We start from the raw sequence: 16,954 nt of genomic DNA on the forward strand, positions 1-16,954 counted from the left end.
AATTATGGCATTTTGTGAAAATTGTGGAAATAAACTAGAGCAGAATAGTAAGTTTTGTGATTCATGTGGCAATGTTGTTGCAAATTATTCGGATGTTGCGAATGAAAATTATAATGTGTCACCTGTAAAAGAAACTTATACTCAGCCTGGGTATATTGCAAAAAGTAGTAGCGAGAAATCTTTTACTAAATCAAAGCAATTTAAACTACTGATTGCTTCAATTGTTGCTGTAGTACTTGTTATTGCTGCTGCGGTTGCGTTTATGGTATTTTATTTACCTTCACAAACTAGTCATACTGTTCTTATTCCTAAAGCTAGTGCATTAAAAAGTGCGCCATTGCAAAAAACTGTAGACGATCTACGTAAGCAGGGTGTGAAAGTTATTATTGTTAAAGAGTTTTCTTCTGTTAAACGTGGTGGTTTTGTTCGTTTTACTAATGTTCGTCCTGGTCAACGTGTGCAAAGTTCATCGCATGTTACTGTTATAGAATCTAAAGGTCCTGGAATTCCTAAAAAGGGAGTAGTAGGTCAGCCTCTCGAAAAAGCTAAGAAAATAGCTGAATCTATGGGTGTTCCTGTTGAAACATACAATATTATTTCTACTAATACTGGAAAAGTTATTGCAACTGACCCGATGCCAGGCTTCTCAGTTTCGAGCGGAAGTAGTGATGATGGAGTGATTCGTATTGCTGTTGGAGTTAAAGACAAAGGTATTCCTGCAGACTTGTTCGGCATGGATAAAGACGAAGCAGTAAATAAGTTGCGAGATTTAGGATTGAAAGATGTTTCATTGCACCCGCATTTCTCGTCAGAAAAGAATCTTGGTAAGATTATTTCTTCTAAACCTGCTTTAGGCACAAAGTTTTCTGGTGGGCATGTTGACTTGTACTACGGTGTTGACGCTTCTGAAACCAAAAATGTGCTTACAGAAAATGATCCTAGTGACAAGACTATAATGTATGTGACTAATGCGTCTCCTGTTATTGGCACTTGGTGTACTAATGATGGCGACTGTATTGAGCTTCAGAAACATGATTATCCTAAAGATGATCCGGACTATATGTTTTTGCAGCTTCCTACCGATCCTAAGTATCCTGATGATTCTCATTTCTATGAGTATTTAACTTTTGGTAATGGTGCTCATCAGATGGGCGGAATGATATTTTATAAGGATAATGATAAGAATAAAGACAGTCAGATGAAGAATCATTTGATTGTTGGAGATACTGGTGCTTTTGAACTTTATCGTGGAATGGGATTGCCGTATTGTGGTGAAACAGCTAATGACAATATTGGCAATATGTGTGTTAATGGTAAGTGGGTTGACGCGTTTGAACCTCCTGAAGACATTAAACAATATGGAAGCCCTGATAAAATTCCTGGCTATTGGAAAGACTCTTCGTTTAGAATGCGCGACTTCTTCCTTGTAGTTCCAGTTCATGCAAATCTTAATAAGATTGAATCTTCTGGCTATTTTGAAGGAAAAGGCAATAAAAAGCCAGATACTACAAGACCGTTTATTTTACGCAGAAATCCGAAATTGTATTCTAAAACGACTGTTGATGCTGAACCTTACAAAGGTGCAATAGAAGATAACCCGTTCGTGCCAACAGTTAAGCACAAGGCTGTTCCATTTAAGCCTGCTCCAGACGATAGTGTTGCATACTACTTGGTTGAAAAGCCTTTCGACTGGAGTAAGCTTCCTGAACGTGACTAAAGGTTTTAAATAAATCGAAAGTAGATATGTTGTCTATGAAAAAGAATAGTGATTTTCTGTATTATTGCGTATCGACTGTTGTGCTTATATGCTGGCTTACTGCTTGCGTTGTGTATACTCTTTTTGCTGCAGATACCTTACAAAACAGCGGCTTTTCGTTGAAAAGTATTACCAGCAATAGCATAATAAGCACAATCACAAAACCGCATACTCGCAGTACTGACGATATTCTTTCTCAAGCTGGTAAAGAATACAAAAAGGTGCTTGAAACTTCATCGTATGTTTCAAATAAATTCCCGCAGGATTTCGAATATTATTATGATTTGTGGGATATTGATAACGATAATATTCCAGAAATGATTGTTATTGCTACAAATAAATATAATAATAACTCTAACAAGTGTATTCATGTATTTTCATTTAAGAATGGCAAGTTAGTTAAATATCCAGAAATTATAGATAATGCGCATGATGAAAATGAGAATTCAGGTACAATATATTTTGATCCGCACCATAAAGGAATTGTAATTCTGCGTGCTATTGAAAAAAATTCGCCTAATGTTTTCCCGTGGATTAAAACAATCTATAAGCTGAATGAAGGCAACTTTACCAATACTAGGTCTATTGTTTATCACCCATTAGATAAAGATAATACATACGATCCAGTTCCTGGAACTGGTGAGATAAGTAAATTATTACATCCAACTTTTGTGTCAGTTGATGATTTTACTGATATTAATATGATGATTAATGCTAAAAACTTGACTCAAGCTCAGCGTAAGCATAATAAGCTTGTTCAACTTTGGCGCGAGAAAGGTTATCAAGTATTTACTGGAACTGTAAAAATATTAAATGTTGATGAAGCATATGATTTTCCTGGAACTACACCAAATAATACTGGTAATAAAGACAATGTTCTGGAAGAAAATAAAGATAATATTTATACGATATTAGTATTCGATAGAAAGATGTCTGTTGGAGGATTTTGTAATGGTACAGATTGTGGAGTAATGCAAACGCGCAATGATCTTAATAATATTTTGGTTACGATGAAGATCTCTAAATCAAATGAAAGCAATAGGTTTGAAAAATATAATAACAAAAAAATTACTATTGCTGCTCAATATGGGGATGATGGATCAAATTGGCTGGAACTTCCAGCAGGTCAGTCAACAGTTAGTGGCGTACAAATCATTGACGAATAGCAAGCTACTATAAAATTAAGCTCCATGAATGTTGAATTGCCTCAGCAGTTTTGCAATCATGGAGCATTTTTATTTACGAATTATCGCAAAAATATAAAAATATTAAGAGAGAGTTTTATTCGCGCACAAGCATAATGTGTTCAACGCTGTCTAGCGGAGAGACGCGGAACAACACAAAACGATTGCCAATTACTTGCACGACTTCGGCGCCGAGCTTTTGAGCAAGTGCATCAGCAGCTTCTTTAGCGCTTAATCCGGAACCATCTTGCACAGAGCACTTCATGAGCTCGTGGTACTGCATGGTTTCGTCTGCTTGCTTCACAGCTGCATCAGTAATATCGTTCTTGCCAACGTATAAAAGTGGGCTAAGCGTATTAGCGAGCGCGCGGAGCTGCTTAATCTGCTTTTTTGTCAATGCCATAAGGCGTCCTTTCAAATGCAAGTTTTATAACGCAAATATTACATAAATTACATAGTGCTTAACGGATTATACAGTATATTGCGAATTGTTGCATGTGATAATACAAATTTATTTACTGTGCATTGTGTATTTATTACGCGCGCTGCAAAAGGTGAAATATTTTCAAAATTTTTTATTGCAAAGGTAACATTTTGCACACAATAATCGCGCTTACAACACAAAGAGTAACTACTAGTAGCAGCACATCTTTTATACGCATTTTCCATGAGTGTAAGTGAGTTCTTTCAGCTCCAGGCGTGTAGCAGCGTGCATCTAATGCGAGCGTAAGAGTGTCAGCATGGCGAATTACTCCTGCAAAACCTGGCACTATTAAAGCTGTTATAGCGTGTACTCGTTGCTTAAAAGAACCATCTCGAATGCTACTTCCTCGAGCGATTTGCGCTAGTGCCACAGAGTGCGCTTCTGCACTGAGTGTTGGTAAGAACCGTAGCGCTAGGCTCATAATAAGTGCTATTTCTTGCGTTGGTATTCCAATATGTCGAAGTGGTGATAGTAATCGTGTGCAAGATTCGTTAAGCGTTGTCTGACTCATTGTTAGCACTAGAACTGCTCCAATGATAATAACAAGCGAGAATCGTGTTGCAAAAAGTATTGCATAATTAATTCCATCAGTTGTAATAGGAATAGTTGCAATATTTGCTAGCACTGTACCAGTTCGCACTGCCAGAATGTTAAGTAATCCAGAGAAAACAAATATTGCAATAATCATGTGCAGTGAAGCAATAAGCTTAACAAATGGTATTTTTGCAGCAACAGTTAGAGTAAATGTTACAAAAGCAAGAATAGCTAACTGTATGTAGTTAGTAATACTAAAAGCACTTAGCATAAGAATAAAGCATGATAGCAGCGTCGCGCGTGGGTCAAAAGATTGAAGTAGCGAAGTTGTTTTTGCTTTTGCGGAACTTTCTTTGTTTTTGGTATTTTCAATATTTTTTGCTGTGCTGCATTCTTTATTGCTTGCTTTATTCCTTGTTTTCAATGTTACTAATCTTGCGCCTAAATCTTCTACTTCTTGAAGATTATGCGTAATAAGTATTATGGTTACGCCTTGATTGTGTAGCATTCCAAGAATTTCTCGAATACGTAACGCAGCTTCAAAATCTAATCCAGCTGTTGGCTCATCCAGTACGAGCACGCGTGGCTTGCAAGCTAAAACGCCAGCTATTGCAACAAGACGCTGCTGACCTCCAGAAAGCGCAAAAGGTGATTTTTCAGCCAAATTCTCAAGGCTCAATAAGCGTAGGGTTTCATCCACACGTTCTTTAAGAGCATTGCCTTTCAGCCCAAAATTTTTTGGCCCATACGAAACATCGTTCCGTACTGTATCAGCAAAAAGCTGTTGTTCTGGCAGTTGCATAACGTAGCCAATTGTTTGATGTAGCTTTTGTCGTATTATTTTAGATGTTTTACCTCTAACAGATATACCATGCACTGTTATGTTTCCTGAATTGGCTTTTAACAATCCACACATTGTTTTAACAAGAGTTGATTTACCGCAGCCGTTTTCGCCCATTATTGCAACTGTTTCGCCACTTTTAACAGTGAGTGAATAATCGTCAATAACAGCTGGAGAAGTTTTATCATATTTAACAGTTAATCCGGAAATTTCTACAGCGATATCTGACTCATTTTCTTTGAATCTGCTATCTGTTAAGTTTTTGTTCTTGCTGATTTTAGTTAAATGATTATTAGCCAACTCAATATTAGAAAAGTAAGTTTTTAAACCATTAAAGCTTACTTCTTTCAGAATGCCATTTTCTAGTAGAAGTATGCGATTTGCTCGTTTGCATTCCTCAAAATTGTGTGTAATTTGAACAATAGTAGTGCCATTTTTATGCAAATTATCGAATAAAGCATCAACGTCTTTGCGTGCGAACGAGTCGAGCATAGAAGTAGGTTCGTCAAGAACAAGCAGTTTAGAATTCATAGCAATAGCGCTTGCTAAAGCTACTCGTTGCTGCTGTCCGCCGCTCATAGTGCTAGGGTCAGCGTAACGCTTATCTTCCATGTGAACAGTTTTTAAAGCTTCACTGATACGCTTATACATTGTTTTTCGAGGGAATTGCAAATTTTCTAGTCCGAAAGCAACATCTTCTTCAGTAATTGTTGTAATAATCTGGTCTTCAGGACTTTGGAAAAGTGCACCAATATATTTTCGTGCTTTTTTATATGATTCAGCACAAGCAGTAGTATTTTCAAAAACTTTTTCACCGCATAATGTAACGTAACCGCTATCTGGTGCCGTTAAACCTGCAATAATTTTTGCCAAGGTTGACTTACCAGAACCGTTTAATCCCACAATTGCCACGCGCTCGCCAGCATTAATTGTAAGACTTAAATTATTAAGCGTCCAAGTTTTTCCATCATCGTAGCTAAAGCAAACATTTCGCAACACTACTTGCGCATTGTTTTCAATCATGTGCTTTTTAGCTTCGTTCATGCTACTACTTGTGCTGATATTATGCATAATTATGCCGCTTAGAATTATTATTTATTTTCGTGTAGTAGGTTGGAAATTGGTTTGTAAATAAGCATAGTTACTACAACGTGAAGTGCAAGTTTAATAATATTAAACGGTAGCAGTGCTGGAATAATAAGAGCCACAACCTGTGAAACAGTCATGTGAGCATAAAGTGGCGTAATAACAAGATTTCCAGCTATTGCAAGAGCAATAGCAATAATTGATCCTGCCAAAAGTCCGATTATTGCGCCTTTTCTGGTATGCATTTTTTTGTAAATCAATGCCGCTGTGACGCTAGCTCCTAAAGATACTAGCACTGCCATAACTGTGCCTAGTGGATTGGTAAATAAGTGCGGTGCGAAACCTAGTATGCTTACTATTGCTGCAGCTGCAGGACCATATGCGAATCCTGCAACTAGGCATACTATTCCTGAAGGATCATATTTTAAATACGACAAGTCTGGAATAAGTGGAAATTCTATGAAACTTACAGCCATTGAAAGTGCCACGAATAGAGCGTATTTTGCTATTTTTTCGCTAGACCAGTTAGAGTTCTTTGCATAAGTTTGGTGATTATTTGTATTAGAAATGCCCATGATGGGTCTCCGTTTCTTTCATCCGGACTGTAACCGTTGGCTTCGGAATTTAACCGAATCAGCAGCTTGTAAGCCGCTCGCGGGCTTCAAAAACGCATGAAATACGTATTTTGTTACCGCCAGTAAGGATTTTCACCTTCCCTGAAACTAACTATTCTTTTGTATCTCATGCTAAGAACATTGTTGTAATAATTGTGTGGCGAGGGTAGGTGCGAGAATACAAGTATGAGCAATACGAGTGCATCAAAAAAAATTACTACTAATAACGCAACTAGCATTGATAAATTAGCTATTGTTGTTGTCACTTATAAGCGTCAAGAGCTTTTGGAGAATTTATTCCATTCGTTTGAATGTTTAAAAGAATGCCCTTGGCGTATTGTCGTTGTTGACAATGAGTGCAGTGACAAAACCGGCGAAATGGTTGCTCGTCTTGAAGCTTCTTTAACTAATCGTTGGGGTAAAGCTCAAAAAGATTGTGAAGGCAATGAACTTCATGTTGTGTATGCTCCTCAAGATGAAAATCTTGGTGGTGCTGGCGGTTTTAGTGCTGGTGTTAAAAAAGCTTATGAACTTGGAGCTAAGTGGTTCTGGGTTATGGATGACGATGTTGAAACAGTGCCTGAATCTATTGAGCGTCTTGCTCCTTGGACTAAGCGTCATGCTGTTGTTCAAGGAAGTCGTTTAGATTATGACGGTGGTAAATTCTACTGGCAGTACGATTTTTTGGTTCCGCTTGGTATTCCAAATCCTATTGCACCTGCTGCTTTCGGCAGAGCTGGATACAAAGTTATGAATACGATGTGTTTTGAGGGCGGTTTGATTCGTCGAGATATAGTTGAAAAAATCGGCTTCCCGGATTCGCGCTACTTTATTTACTGGGATGATACTACTTACGGGTATCTTGCGAGTAAGGTTACGAATCCTATTGTTGTTCCGGATATTATTCTTCGTCGCACTCGTGATATTCCTAATTGGGATATTGCAGGAGTGCGTCAGCTAAATTCAACATCGGACATGAATCGTTATCATATTATGCGAAATAGAGGCTTTATGGCTCGCTACTTTATGGTTCATGGCGATTTTCGTCCGTTTATGTTTGCGCTTGGAACTGCTTTAACAGCTGCTAAAGAGCTTATTCGTTTGATAGCTGTCGATCGTGAGCATATTATTTCGGGTATTGGTAAATTGTTTACCGGTTGGATTGATTCTCGAAAAATTTTGCACGATCAAGACTGGAAACCTATGCCTTCGTTGAAGTAGAAGTTAGTAAACAGTAAGCGTGTCGTATCAAATATACGATAGAATACTGGTAATTGTCCATACAGCACACATTCAGAGGGGAGTGTTAGTGAAATGATTGACACTGCACAAGCATTTGGCGTCGATATTGGTGGATCCGGTATTAAGGCTGCTCCAGTAAATTTGGAAAAGGGAGAGTTCGCAGAACCTCGATACAAAATTCTCACTCCTACGGTTTCTACGCCTCAAGCAGTTGCAGATATTGTTCGTCAGCAGCTTGAACATTTTGAAGTACCTGCAGATGTTCCTGTTGGAATTGCATTCCCTGCTCCAATTAAGCCTGGTAAGAAGCTCGATTTTATGGCAAATCTTGACCAGTCTTGGATTGGTGTTGATGTTACTGAAGTCTTTAGCGAGGCTTGTGGTCGTCCTGTAACAGTAGTTAACGATGCCGATGCTGCTGGTTTAGCTGAGCAGCGTTTTGGTGCGGCGAAAGACAAGGATGGCTTGGTTATTGCTACTACTCTTGGCACTGGTATCGGCACGGCTTTGATTTACAACGGTGTGCTTATTCCAAACACTGAGCTTGGTCATATTCAGCTTGAAAAAGGTAAGGGCGATGCTGAAAAGTACGCTGCTTCTTCTGTTCGTGAAAAGTTGGATATGGGCTATAAGAAGTGGGCTAAGCGTTTGACTAAGTACTACGGCCTGATGGAAAAGTATTTCAACCCAGATTTGTTTGTTGTCGGTGGCGGTGTTAGCCGCGTAAGCGAAAAGTTCTTGCCGCATATCGATATTAAAACTCCTATTGTTGTTGCAACATTGCATAATGAGGCTGGAATTATTGGTGCAGCTTACTATGCAATGCAAAAGATGCAGCAAAACTAAAAAATAACTAAATATTATTTGTTATCTATTGAGCTGGGTGAGCAGTTTATGCTGCAGCCCAGCTTTTGTTATGCCAAGTGTTAGGGTAGTTTCGTGCGATTTTCTTCTAGAATAGATGTGAGTGAGCCAAATCCTATTATTTTAGCTCAGCGAAAAGCTATTTTTAATGGTGTAAAGCTTACTAAATTAAACGATTCCAATCCAACGTCTCACGGCTTAGCGCCTAAATGTTTAAGTGGACGTTACACGGCAGACCCTAGGGGTCCTAAGGAAATTCGCGATATTCTTTCAAACTTTATCAATAAGCGAGATAACCGCACTGAAAAGTCTGTTCCATCAAAGCTTAATCCAGATCAGCTTTATGTGCTTTCTTCAACTTCTCAAGCTTACGCATGGCTTATGATGCTTTTATGTGATGCAGGGGATGCCGTTATGGGACCGACTCCTGGATATCCTCTTATAGAGTCTATTGCGCGCTTGCAATGCGTGAATGCAATACCGTATCCTTTGCACTATGATGGTTCTTGGACTATTGATATTGCGCGTGTTAGAGAACTTTTAGAAGATGTGTCTTTGCGTATTAAAGCTCTTGTGCTTATTAATCCAAATAATCCTACAGGCTCATATGTCAAGCCTGAAGAACGTGGAATACTATTGCAATTATGTCGTGATAATGGTGTTGCGATTATTGCAGACGAAGTATTTTATGAATATTCGCTTGAACCTTTTGCTGGAAATGCTCGTCTTGCTGGAGAATCTTCTACTTTAGTTTTTGCGCTTGATGGATTCTCCAAAATGCTTGCTGCTCCTCACGCAAAAGTTGGTTGGATTGAAGTTTCAGGTCCTAAAGATGATGTTTATGAAGCACAAAAAAGGCTTGACGTTATAGCGGATGATTTTTTGCCTATTGGTAATACTGTTTCTGAGCGAATACCAGAATTATTGCAATATGCATCTTCTCAAAACGTTATTGTACGAAATCGTATTATTAATAATCTGCATACGCTTCGAGAAACGTTGGCATCCACGCCTAAATGCTGTGTTAGCGCGTTGCGTGCGGAGGGCGGATGGAATATTTTATTGCGTGTACCATCTTGCATTGACGATGATGTATTAGCTTTGAGATTGATGAAAGATTATAATTTAGTTTCTCAACCTGGATATTATTTCGATATGCCAGTTAATGGGTATTTAGCATTGTCATTATTGCCAGAGCCGCAACAGTTTATTAGCGGATTGCATGCGCTTCTTCGAACTGTAGATGCATTGTTAGAAGAATAGTAATTATATAAATAATTATTTAAAACAATGTCATCCAACTTCTAAACGCGAACCATAAGTTTGGGTTAAAACGAAGCGTGCTGTCTTCACGTCCTGTAACAAACCAACTGAGTACAGCGATAGCAATAGAAGCAAATAGCAATACTGCTACAAGTAAGCGTATTGTGTAAGCAATAGTTTTTTTATGTAAAGAATTTTCTGATTGCAAAGTGGATGCATATTCTAAAAGCAAGCTAATTCCAATTGCGGCAGCTATAGCAAAAGACCACGCAAAATCAGCAATATATCTCCATCCGATACCAGCTTTTAAGCTGTCAAAAACAATAAGAACAAGCCCAACTATTATAGCTATTACGCTTGTTTGCCAAGCAATATGCGTGCGGCAGCGTTTTTTCATAATAAATACGCATATTATGCCAACTAATGCCAATGGTGAAAGTGTAAACATTCCGCCAATCATAGGCTCTGCATATTGCCAACGGTCAAATGCAATAGGCTGAATACCAATCCAAGGAAAAGTTGGAATAAAACGCAAAGGTAGCGCAATATAGCTGAAAATAGACGGCAAAATATTTTGTGACGGCAAACGCATAGTCGTCATGTCAGTAATAGTTATTTGATACTCATTGCCAAAATTTAACGGTGAGCCAAAGCGCAAAAGATTATAAACGCCAAATGGAATTGCAGTAATTACGCATGGCAGTATCCAAGCTGCAAAATATTTAAAAGGCTTATGCCATGAAGAAACTTTTTTCCAGTTGCGCAAAATATTTGGTAAATCTTTTTCTATATGCGAATAAATTGCAGGAAGTGCAAAAAGAACGGCTATAGAAAAAGTAGGTCTACATCCTAAATTTAATGCAATAAAGAAAGAACCTAAAACAATATTTAGCAAAGAGTGTGTTTTATTAAAACCTAGGTAGCACCACAATCCAAGAGATGTGAAGAAAAGTGAGGCTGCCATAGGTACGGAATAAAATGACGTTCTAAACCACAAATACACTGTATTTGAAGTAATGAAGAATAAAGCAAGAACAATGGATGTCGTTCCTAAAGATACTTTTTTTGAAGTCTGCTCAATAATTCGAATAACCAATAGGGAGCCTGCGATAAGAAAACCAATTAAGAATATTATCGTAGCTACTGTTGTTGGAAGCATAGAGCCTTCAGGAGTCCATAGTCTTGAAATAATGCGATAAGGCAAAAATAGCAATATTGCTGGAAGAACTCCGAAGTAGGAATACCAGTGACCTTTGTAGTATGCGTAATCCCAATACATATGTTGTACTGAGTGGTTTAACAAATTATTTCTAGCCGTAGGGTCGTAAGGATTTTGCAAGTGTTCTAACTCATTAGGAACAGGAAGATTTAAATGCACCTGACCTTTTAACAATGCGTCTGCAGTGTGGGCATATTGATCAAAATCATATGCATAATTACCGTTTGTGTAAAAATGCATAGGAGTTGCGTTTCGTAAATTCCAAAAAATAGTTATTAACCCAACAGCAATAAATGGAAGAAGAGAAGCAGCAAAGCAGCAACGTTGAATAAGACTATGAGTGTTGAGTTTAATTTTCCAAAGCTTGGACCAAGGATTCCAAAGCGTAACAAGAAATGCAAAAATAGCAAGTATTAATACGCGACCCCATGACCACCTAAAAGGCACTCGAACGTTTGCTCTTGAGTCTTCAATATTCAATATTGATCCTATTGGATGTTGCAGCCACACTCTAACAATGCAAGATTTTCCTACTGCTTGTTTTGGAAGTTTAAGCAAAGATGGGTTTAGAGAAGCAGTGTTTGTGCTTTGAGGTTTGCTTAAGTATTTGTTTGCTTCAACTAAAACATTGATGTTTGAAATAAGATTATTATTTTTGCTTTTCTTTTTAATAATCGCAGGCTCTAAGCGAATATAAGGCGAACTTCCATCGGATGTTACTTCTAAATATGCTTCTGAAGGATCCGTTATAAGAATGCCGCCGGAAGCTAAGCGTCTAATTCCAGAACCTATATCGTTGTGTGCAGAAATGCTATCTGTGCTTCCTGTAACACTACTCCAAAATGGCAGATTTCCAATAGAACATTCAAATAAGGTTATAAGAATTATTACGATGAATGGTATTCGCAAAAAATGTAGCGTACGTTTTATGCAATGTTTGTCAATTTGATTGCTTATACGACTGTTGTCACTATTTACCGTATTTGGCAAAGTCTTAGACGCGTACGTTGAAATCACTGCTTAACCATTCTATTGCACAATTCAAGTAATTCAGTTCAACATTTTACTCTTCGGCAACTAAATCGAGATATTCGTCATTCCACAAGTCTTCGTCGCCATCAGGCATGAGTAGCACTCGCTCAGGTTGTAAGGCTTGAACTGCACCCTCATCGTGTGTAACAAGAACAATTGCTCCCTCATACTTTGCAATAGCTTTAAGTATTTCATCTCGAGATGCTGGGTCTAAGTTGTTAGTAGGTTCGTCTAGTAGTAGCACATTGGCCTTGGAAGTGACTAGTGTTGCAAGTGCTAGACGCGTTTTTTCGCCACCTGAAAGCACTCTTGCAGGCTTCATTGCGTCGTCGCCGGAAAACAGGAAGCTGCCAAGCATAGAACGTGCTTGCGTGTCATCCAGGTTTGGTGCAACATGCTGAAGGTTTTCCAAAACTGTAGAATCCAAGTCTAATGTATCGTGTTCCTGTGCAAAATAACCGATTTTGCATCCGTGTCCGTATTGAACTTCACCAGTATCTGCTGTTTCTTCTCCTGCCAAAATGCGTAATGTTGTTGTTTTTCCAGCACCGTTATAGCCTAGAATGACAACGCGTGAACCTTTGTCTATAGCAAGATTAATTCCAGCGAAAACAATATTAGAACCATACGCTTTGGAAATATCTTTTGCCATAATTGGAGTTTTTCCGCATGCAGCTGGTTCTGGAAAACGAATATCTGCAACTTTTTCTTGTTTTTGAGCTTCACTTGTTTCGCTTAATAGGCGTTCAGCTCTTCGCATCATGTTTTGAGCAGCAACTGCTTTTGTAGCTTTAGCATGCAAGCGAATGCCTTGTTTCATAAGGCGTTCAGCTTTCTTTTCTGCAACTTCTCGTTCGCGACGACGTCTTTCTTCGTCTACTACGCGCTGATGCAAGTATGCTTTCCAACCCATTGAGTACATGTCTATTTTTGCAAGTTGCGCATCTAAATGCCATACTTTGTTGACTACTTCGTCTAGTAATTCTGTGGAGTGAGAAATTACTAGGAATCCGCCTTCAAATCGTTTAAGATAATTGCGCAACCATATTATTGAGTCTGCGTCTAAGTGGTTTGTAGGCTCATCGAGAATTAATGTATCTGCGTCAGAAAACAGAATTCTAGCAAGTTCTATGCGGCGACGTTGACCACCTGAAAGTGTTCCTAAAGCTTGTTGCATAACTTCTTGTGGAAGTCCCAAGCTTGTTGCCATCGATATTGCTTCAGATTGCACTGAATAACCGCCTGCTTTTTCAAAATCTTGCATTGCTTTGTCGTAGCGGTTCATAGCTTTAGTCATTATGTCTGGATCTGGATCTGTCATTTCTTTTTCCGCTTTGCGAATACGCGAAACGATAGAAGCAATATCTCGAGCACTCATAATGCGATCTATAACACTTTGCTCTGGGTCTGCTGCGTGCGTGTCTTGAGGTAAGTAGCCTAAACCTCCACTAACTCTAACCGAGCCTCCTGCTGGCAGCATGTCTCCTGTAATAACGCGAGTAAGCGTAGTTTTGCCTGCGCCGTTTCTGCCGACTAAACCGATCTTATCTCCCTTTGTGACGTGAAAATCGGTAGGATTTAACAGCGTTCGCGCACCAATCTGAATGGTTAAAGCTTGTGCGTCAATAGGCATAATGTCTGTTCCGTTCCCCAAAATTTAGGCTGTTAGTATTTATTACTTATAAAAGTCATAACCAAACTCACCATTATACTGCTTACTGGTAACGAATACAGCATGTGGTTGATAGTCAAATACTTTACTTTTTCGAACACTTGTTCTATAATTTTCTTGTTAGTAATAAAATTGGGTATTGGTTGGGAATATTCAAGTGATTATGGGGAAGTGTGGAGGTAATTGTGTCAAAACAGGCGAATGAACAAAATGACTCGTTGCAAGAATTGCTTGATAATGCTCCTATGAGCGCTAACAACGGTACTTTTATAGCTGATTTATCTAGTATTCCTTCTGAATGGAAAATAACTATCCAGGGTGCTAGAGAGCATAATCTAAAAAATGTAAGTTTATCGATTCCTAGGAATCGTATGGTTGTTTTTACTGGTCTTTCTGGATCTGGTAAGTCCTCGCTTGCGTTTGATACGCTTTTTGCAGAAGGTCAGCGACGCTATGTTGAGTCGCTTAGTGCTTATGCTCGCCAATTTTTAGGACGTATGGATAAGCCTGATGTTGATTTTATTGAGGGCCTAAGTCCTGCTGTTTCTATTGATCAAAAAACTACGAATCGTAATCCTCGTTCTACTGTTGGAACTATTACAGAAATATATGATTATTTGCGATTATTGTTTGCTAGGATTGGTGTGCCTCACTGTCCTGAATGTGGTCAAATAGTAAGCTCTCAAACTCCTCAGCAAATGACTGATTCGTTGCTTGCTATGCCAGAACGTACGAGGTTACAAATTCTTGCTCCAGTAGTTCGTGGTCGTAAGGGAGAATTTAAAGACACGCTTGAGCTTTTGCGCTCAGATGGTTATGCTCGTGCGATTATTGACGGACAAATGCATGAGCTTTCTGAAGATATTACTCTTACTAAACAGAAGAAACATACAATTGAAGTAGTAGTAGATCGTTTAGTTATTAAAGATGGCATTCGTGTTCGATTAACTGATTCGATTGAAACAGCATTAAAACTATCTAAGGGAGTAGTAATTGCTGATTTTGTTGACGAACCAGAAGACTCACAAACGCGTCGTAAATCATTTTCGGAGCATCGCGCATGCCCAAATAATCATCAATTAGAGCTTGATGAGATTGAGCCTAGAACATTTTCATTCAATGCTCCTTATGGTGCTTGCTCTGAATGTTCTGGCATTGGATACAATCTCGAAATTGATCCTGAACTTGTTATCCCAGACCCAGACAAATCTCTTGCGCAGGGAGCTATTGAGCCGTGGGCAATGAATAAGTCAGCTGGAATGTATTATCAGCACATACTTTCAGGACTTGCTAAAGATTTGCATTTTGATATGAATACTCCGTGGAAGGATCTAGCGGAAGACGTTAAACATGACATCATGTATGGTCATGATTTCACAGTTCAAGTTTCCTACACAAATAGGTGGGGGCGTCAGCGTGAATATTCTACTGGCTTTGAAGGTGTAGTTCGTACGCTTATGCGCAAACATGACGAAACTGATTCTGATCAAATGCGTCAATATTATGAGTCGTATATGCGTGAAGTTCCATGCCAAAAATGTAATGGAAAGCGTTTACGTCCAGAAGTTCTTGCAGTTACAGTATCTAATACTTCCATAGCTGAAGTTTGCGATATGCCAGTAGAGCGAAGTCTAGCATGGGTAAATGCTTTGCATTTGGATGGTTCTCAAGCAGTAATTGCAACAGAAATATTAAAAGAGATTCGTGCTCGACTTGGTTTTTTGAACGATGTGGGTTTAAGCTATCTCACTCTTTCAAGAGCTGCAAAAACTTTGTCTGGTGGAGAGGCTCAACGTATTCGTTTAGCTACTCAAATTGGATCAGGTTTAGTTGGTGTTATGTACGTGCTTGATGAGCCGTCTATTGGATTGCATCAAAGAGATAATGAGCGTTTGATTGCAACATTGCATCATCTGCGAAATCTTGGTAATACGCTTATTGTTGTCGAGCATGATGAAGATACTATTCGTCAGTCCGATTGGCTTGTTGATATTGGTCCAGACGCTGGCGAGCATGGAGGAGAAGTAGTATATTCAGGTCCGTCTGATGGAATTATTAAAGCTCAGCGTTCAATTACTGGAGATTATATTGCTCACAGACGCTCAATAGATGTGCCAAAACAACGTCGTAGTGTAGACGAAAATCGTATGCTCCATATAATTAATGCCCATGAGCATAATTTAAAAAATATTGATGTAAGCATACCTTTGGGAGTATTCACATGCATAACGGGTGTATCTGGATCTGGTAAATCAACACTTATAAACTCAATTTTGTATCCTGTTCTTGCAGACAAACTAAATGGTGCTCGAATTGTTCCAGGAAAGCACAAACGTATTGATGGTATTGAGCTTTGTGACAAAGTAGTGCATGTCGATCAGAATCCTATAGGAAGAACTCCTCGTTCTAATCCAGCAACTTACACTGGTGTTTGGGATAAAATACGTTCATTGTTTGCTCAGACTCCAGAAGCAAAAGTTCGTGGCTATGGTCCTGGTCGCTTCTCGTTTAATGTTAAAGGAGGCAGATGTGAAGCATGCCATGGCGACGGTACTTTAAAAATAGAAATGAACTTTTTGCCTGACGTATACGTAGAGTGTGAAGTTTGTCATGGTAAACGTTATAACCGTGAAACTTTGGAAGTTACATATAACGGAAAGTCTGTTGCAGATGTTCTTAATATGCCTATTTGTGAAGCTGCAATATTTTTCAAAGCATATCCTTCTATTTCTCGATATTTAGATACTTTAGTAAAAGTTGGCTTGGGCTATATTCGTCTTGGTCAAAGCGCAACAACGCTTTCTGGCGGTGAGTCTCAACGAGTAAAGCTTGCTACAGAGCTGCAGAGAAGATCTACTGGTAAAACAGTTTATATTCTTGATGAACCTACTACTGGATTACATTTTGAAGATGTTAGGAAACTTCTAGCGGTTTTGCAATCTCTTGTAGATAAAGGCAACAGTGTTATTGTAATTGAACATAATCTTGATGTTGTGAAATCTGCAGATTGGATTATTGATTTAGGTCCAGAAGGAGGAGATAAAGGCGGAACCTTAGTTGCAGAAGGTAGTCCTGAGAGCGTAGTGCGTAATGGCGAGAGTTGGACAGGTAAATTCCTTAAGCAAATGTTACATTAAGCGTTCAAAAAGTTACCGATCTGTAA

The 16,954-nt window shown here is 38.8% G+C and carries 11 protein-coding genes and 1 riboswitch; of the genes, 6 read left to right on the forward strand and 5 right to left on the reverse strand.

Annotated features, from left to right (window positions below):
• Positions 1-4: 4 nt before the first annotated feature.
• Together HXT43_RS02375 and HXT43_RS02380 are read left to right on the forward strand one after the other, a co-directional pair.
• Positions 5-1,717 (forward strand): PASTA domain-containing protein, encoded by a 1,713-nt coding sequence (locus HXT43_RS02375; protein WP_004574297.1) that lies wholly within the window; start codon positions 5-7, stop codon positions 1,715-1,717.
• A gap of 26 nt (positions 1,718-1,743) precedes the next feature.
• A complete protein-coding gene (locus tag HXT43_RS02380) occupies positions 1,744-2,922 on the forward strand; it encodes a hypothetical protein (protein WP_254596662.1) in 1,179 nt (392 codons plus the stop codon).
• A gap of 115 nt (positions 2,923-3,037) precedes the next feature.
• Here HXT43_RS02380 and HXT43_RS02385 read toward each other — a convergent pair whose 3' ends face one another.
• The 3 genes from HXT43_RS02385 to HXT43_RS02395 all read right to left on the reverse strand — a co-directional run bounded on the left by HXT43_RS02385 (position 3,038) and on the right by HXT43_RS02395 (position 6,460).
• Complete coding sequence (locus HXT43_RS02385) at positions 3,038-3,343, reverse strand: YhbY family RNA-binding protein (RefSeq protein ID WP_004106568.1); 306 nt, start codon at positions 3,341-3,343, stop codon at positions 3,038-3,040.
• 172 nt (positions 3,344-3,515) lie between these two features.
• Positions 3,516-5,843, reverse strand: a complete 2,328-nt coding sequence (locus tag HXT43_RS02390; RefSeq protein ID WP_174143406.1) for an energy-coupling factor transporter ATPase — start codon at positions 5,841-5,843, stop codon at positions 3,516-3,518.
• A 47-nt stretch (positions 5,844-5,890) separates the two neighbouring features.
• Positions 5,891-6,460 (reverse strand): ECF transporter S component, encoded by a 570-nt coding sequence (locus HXT43_RS02395; RefSeq protein ID WP_004574293.1) that lies wholly within the window; start codon positions 6,458-6,460, stop codon positions 5,891-5,893.
• A gap of 6 nt (positions 6,461-6,466) precedes the next feature.
• Positions 6,467-6,613, reverse strand: a riboswitch (FMN riboswitch).
• Positions 6,614-6,685: 72 nt separating this feature from the next.
• On the opposite strand from HXT43_RS02395, the gene HXT43_RS02400 reads away from it, so the two are divergent.
• From HXT43_RS02400 to HXT43_RS02410, 3 genes are all read left to right on the forward strand, one after another.
• A complete protein-coding gene (locus tag HXT43_RS02400; protein ID WP_004106577.1) occupies positions 6,686-7,720 on the forward strand; it encodes a glycosyltransferase family 2 protein in 1,035 nt (344 codons plus the stop codon).
• Between the two features lie 93 nt (positions 7,721-7,813).
• Entirely contained in the window at positions 7,814-8,587 is a 774-nt protein-coding gene (ppgK, locus tag HXT43_RS02405) for a polyphosphate--glucose phosphotransferase (RefSeq protein ID WP_004574289.1), read from the forward strand.
• Positions 8,588-8,680: 93 nt separating this feature from the next.
• Positions 8,681-9,868 (forward strand): pyridoxal phosphate-dependent aminotransferase, encoded by a 1,188-nt coding sequence (locus HXT43_RS02410; protein ID WP_415688495.1) that lies wholly within the window; start codon positions 8,681-8,683, stop codon positions 9,866-9,868.
• Positions 9,869-9,887: 19 nt separating this feature from the next.
• Here the strand turns inward: HXT43_RS02410 and HXT43_RS02415 are convergent, their stop codons facing one another.
• Both HXT43_RS02415 and HXT43_RS02420 read right to left on the reverse strand, forming a co-directional pair.
• Positions 9,888-12,104, reverse strand: coding sequence for a beta-carotene 15,15'-monooxygenase (locus HXT43_RS02415; protein WP_421781070.1), 2,217 nt, complete (start codon positions 12,102-12,104; stop codon positions 9,888-9,890).
• A gap of 46 nt (positions 12,105-12,150) precedes the next feature.
• Positions 12,151-13,752, reverse strand: coding sequence for an ABC-F family ATP-binding cassette domain-containing protein (locus tag HXT43_RS02420; RefSeq protein WP_012914200.1), 1,602 nt, complete (start codon positions 13,750-13,752; stop codon positions 12,151-12,153).
• 284 nt (positions 13,753-14,036) lie between these two features.
• Between HXT43_RS02420 and uvrA the strand changes: the two genes are divergently transcribed.
• Positions 14,037-16,928 (forward strand): excinuclease ABC subunit UvrA, encoded by a 2,892-nt coding sequence (gene uvrA, locus HXT43_RS02425; protein WP_254597021.1) that lies wholly within the window; start codon positions 14,037-14,039, stop codon positions 16,926-16,928.
• The last annotated feature ends 26 nt before the right edge of the window (positions 16,929-16,954 follow it).

Origin of the sequence: Gardnerella sp. DNF01195 (assembly GCF_049244175.1) — a bacterium.
In the GTDB taxonomy this organism is placed as follows: domain Bacteria; phylum Actinomycetota; class Actinomycetes; order Actinomycetales; family Bifidobacteriaceae; genus Bifidobacterium; species Bifidobacterium leopoldii.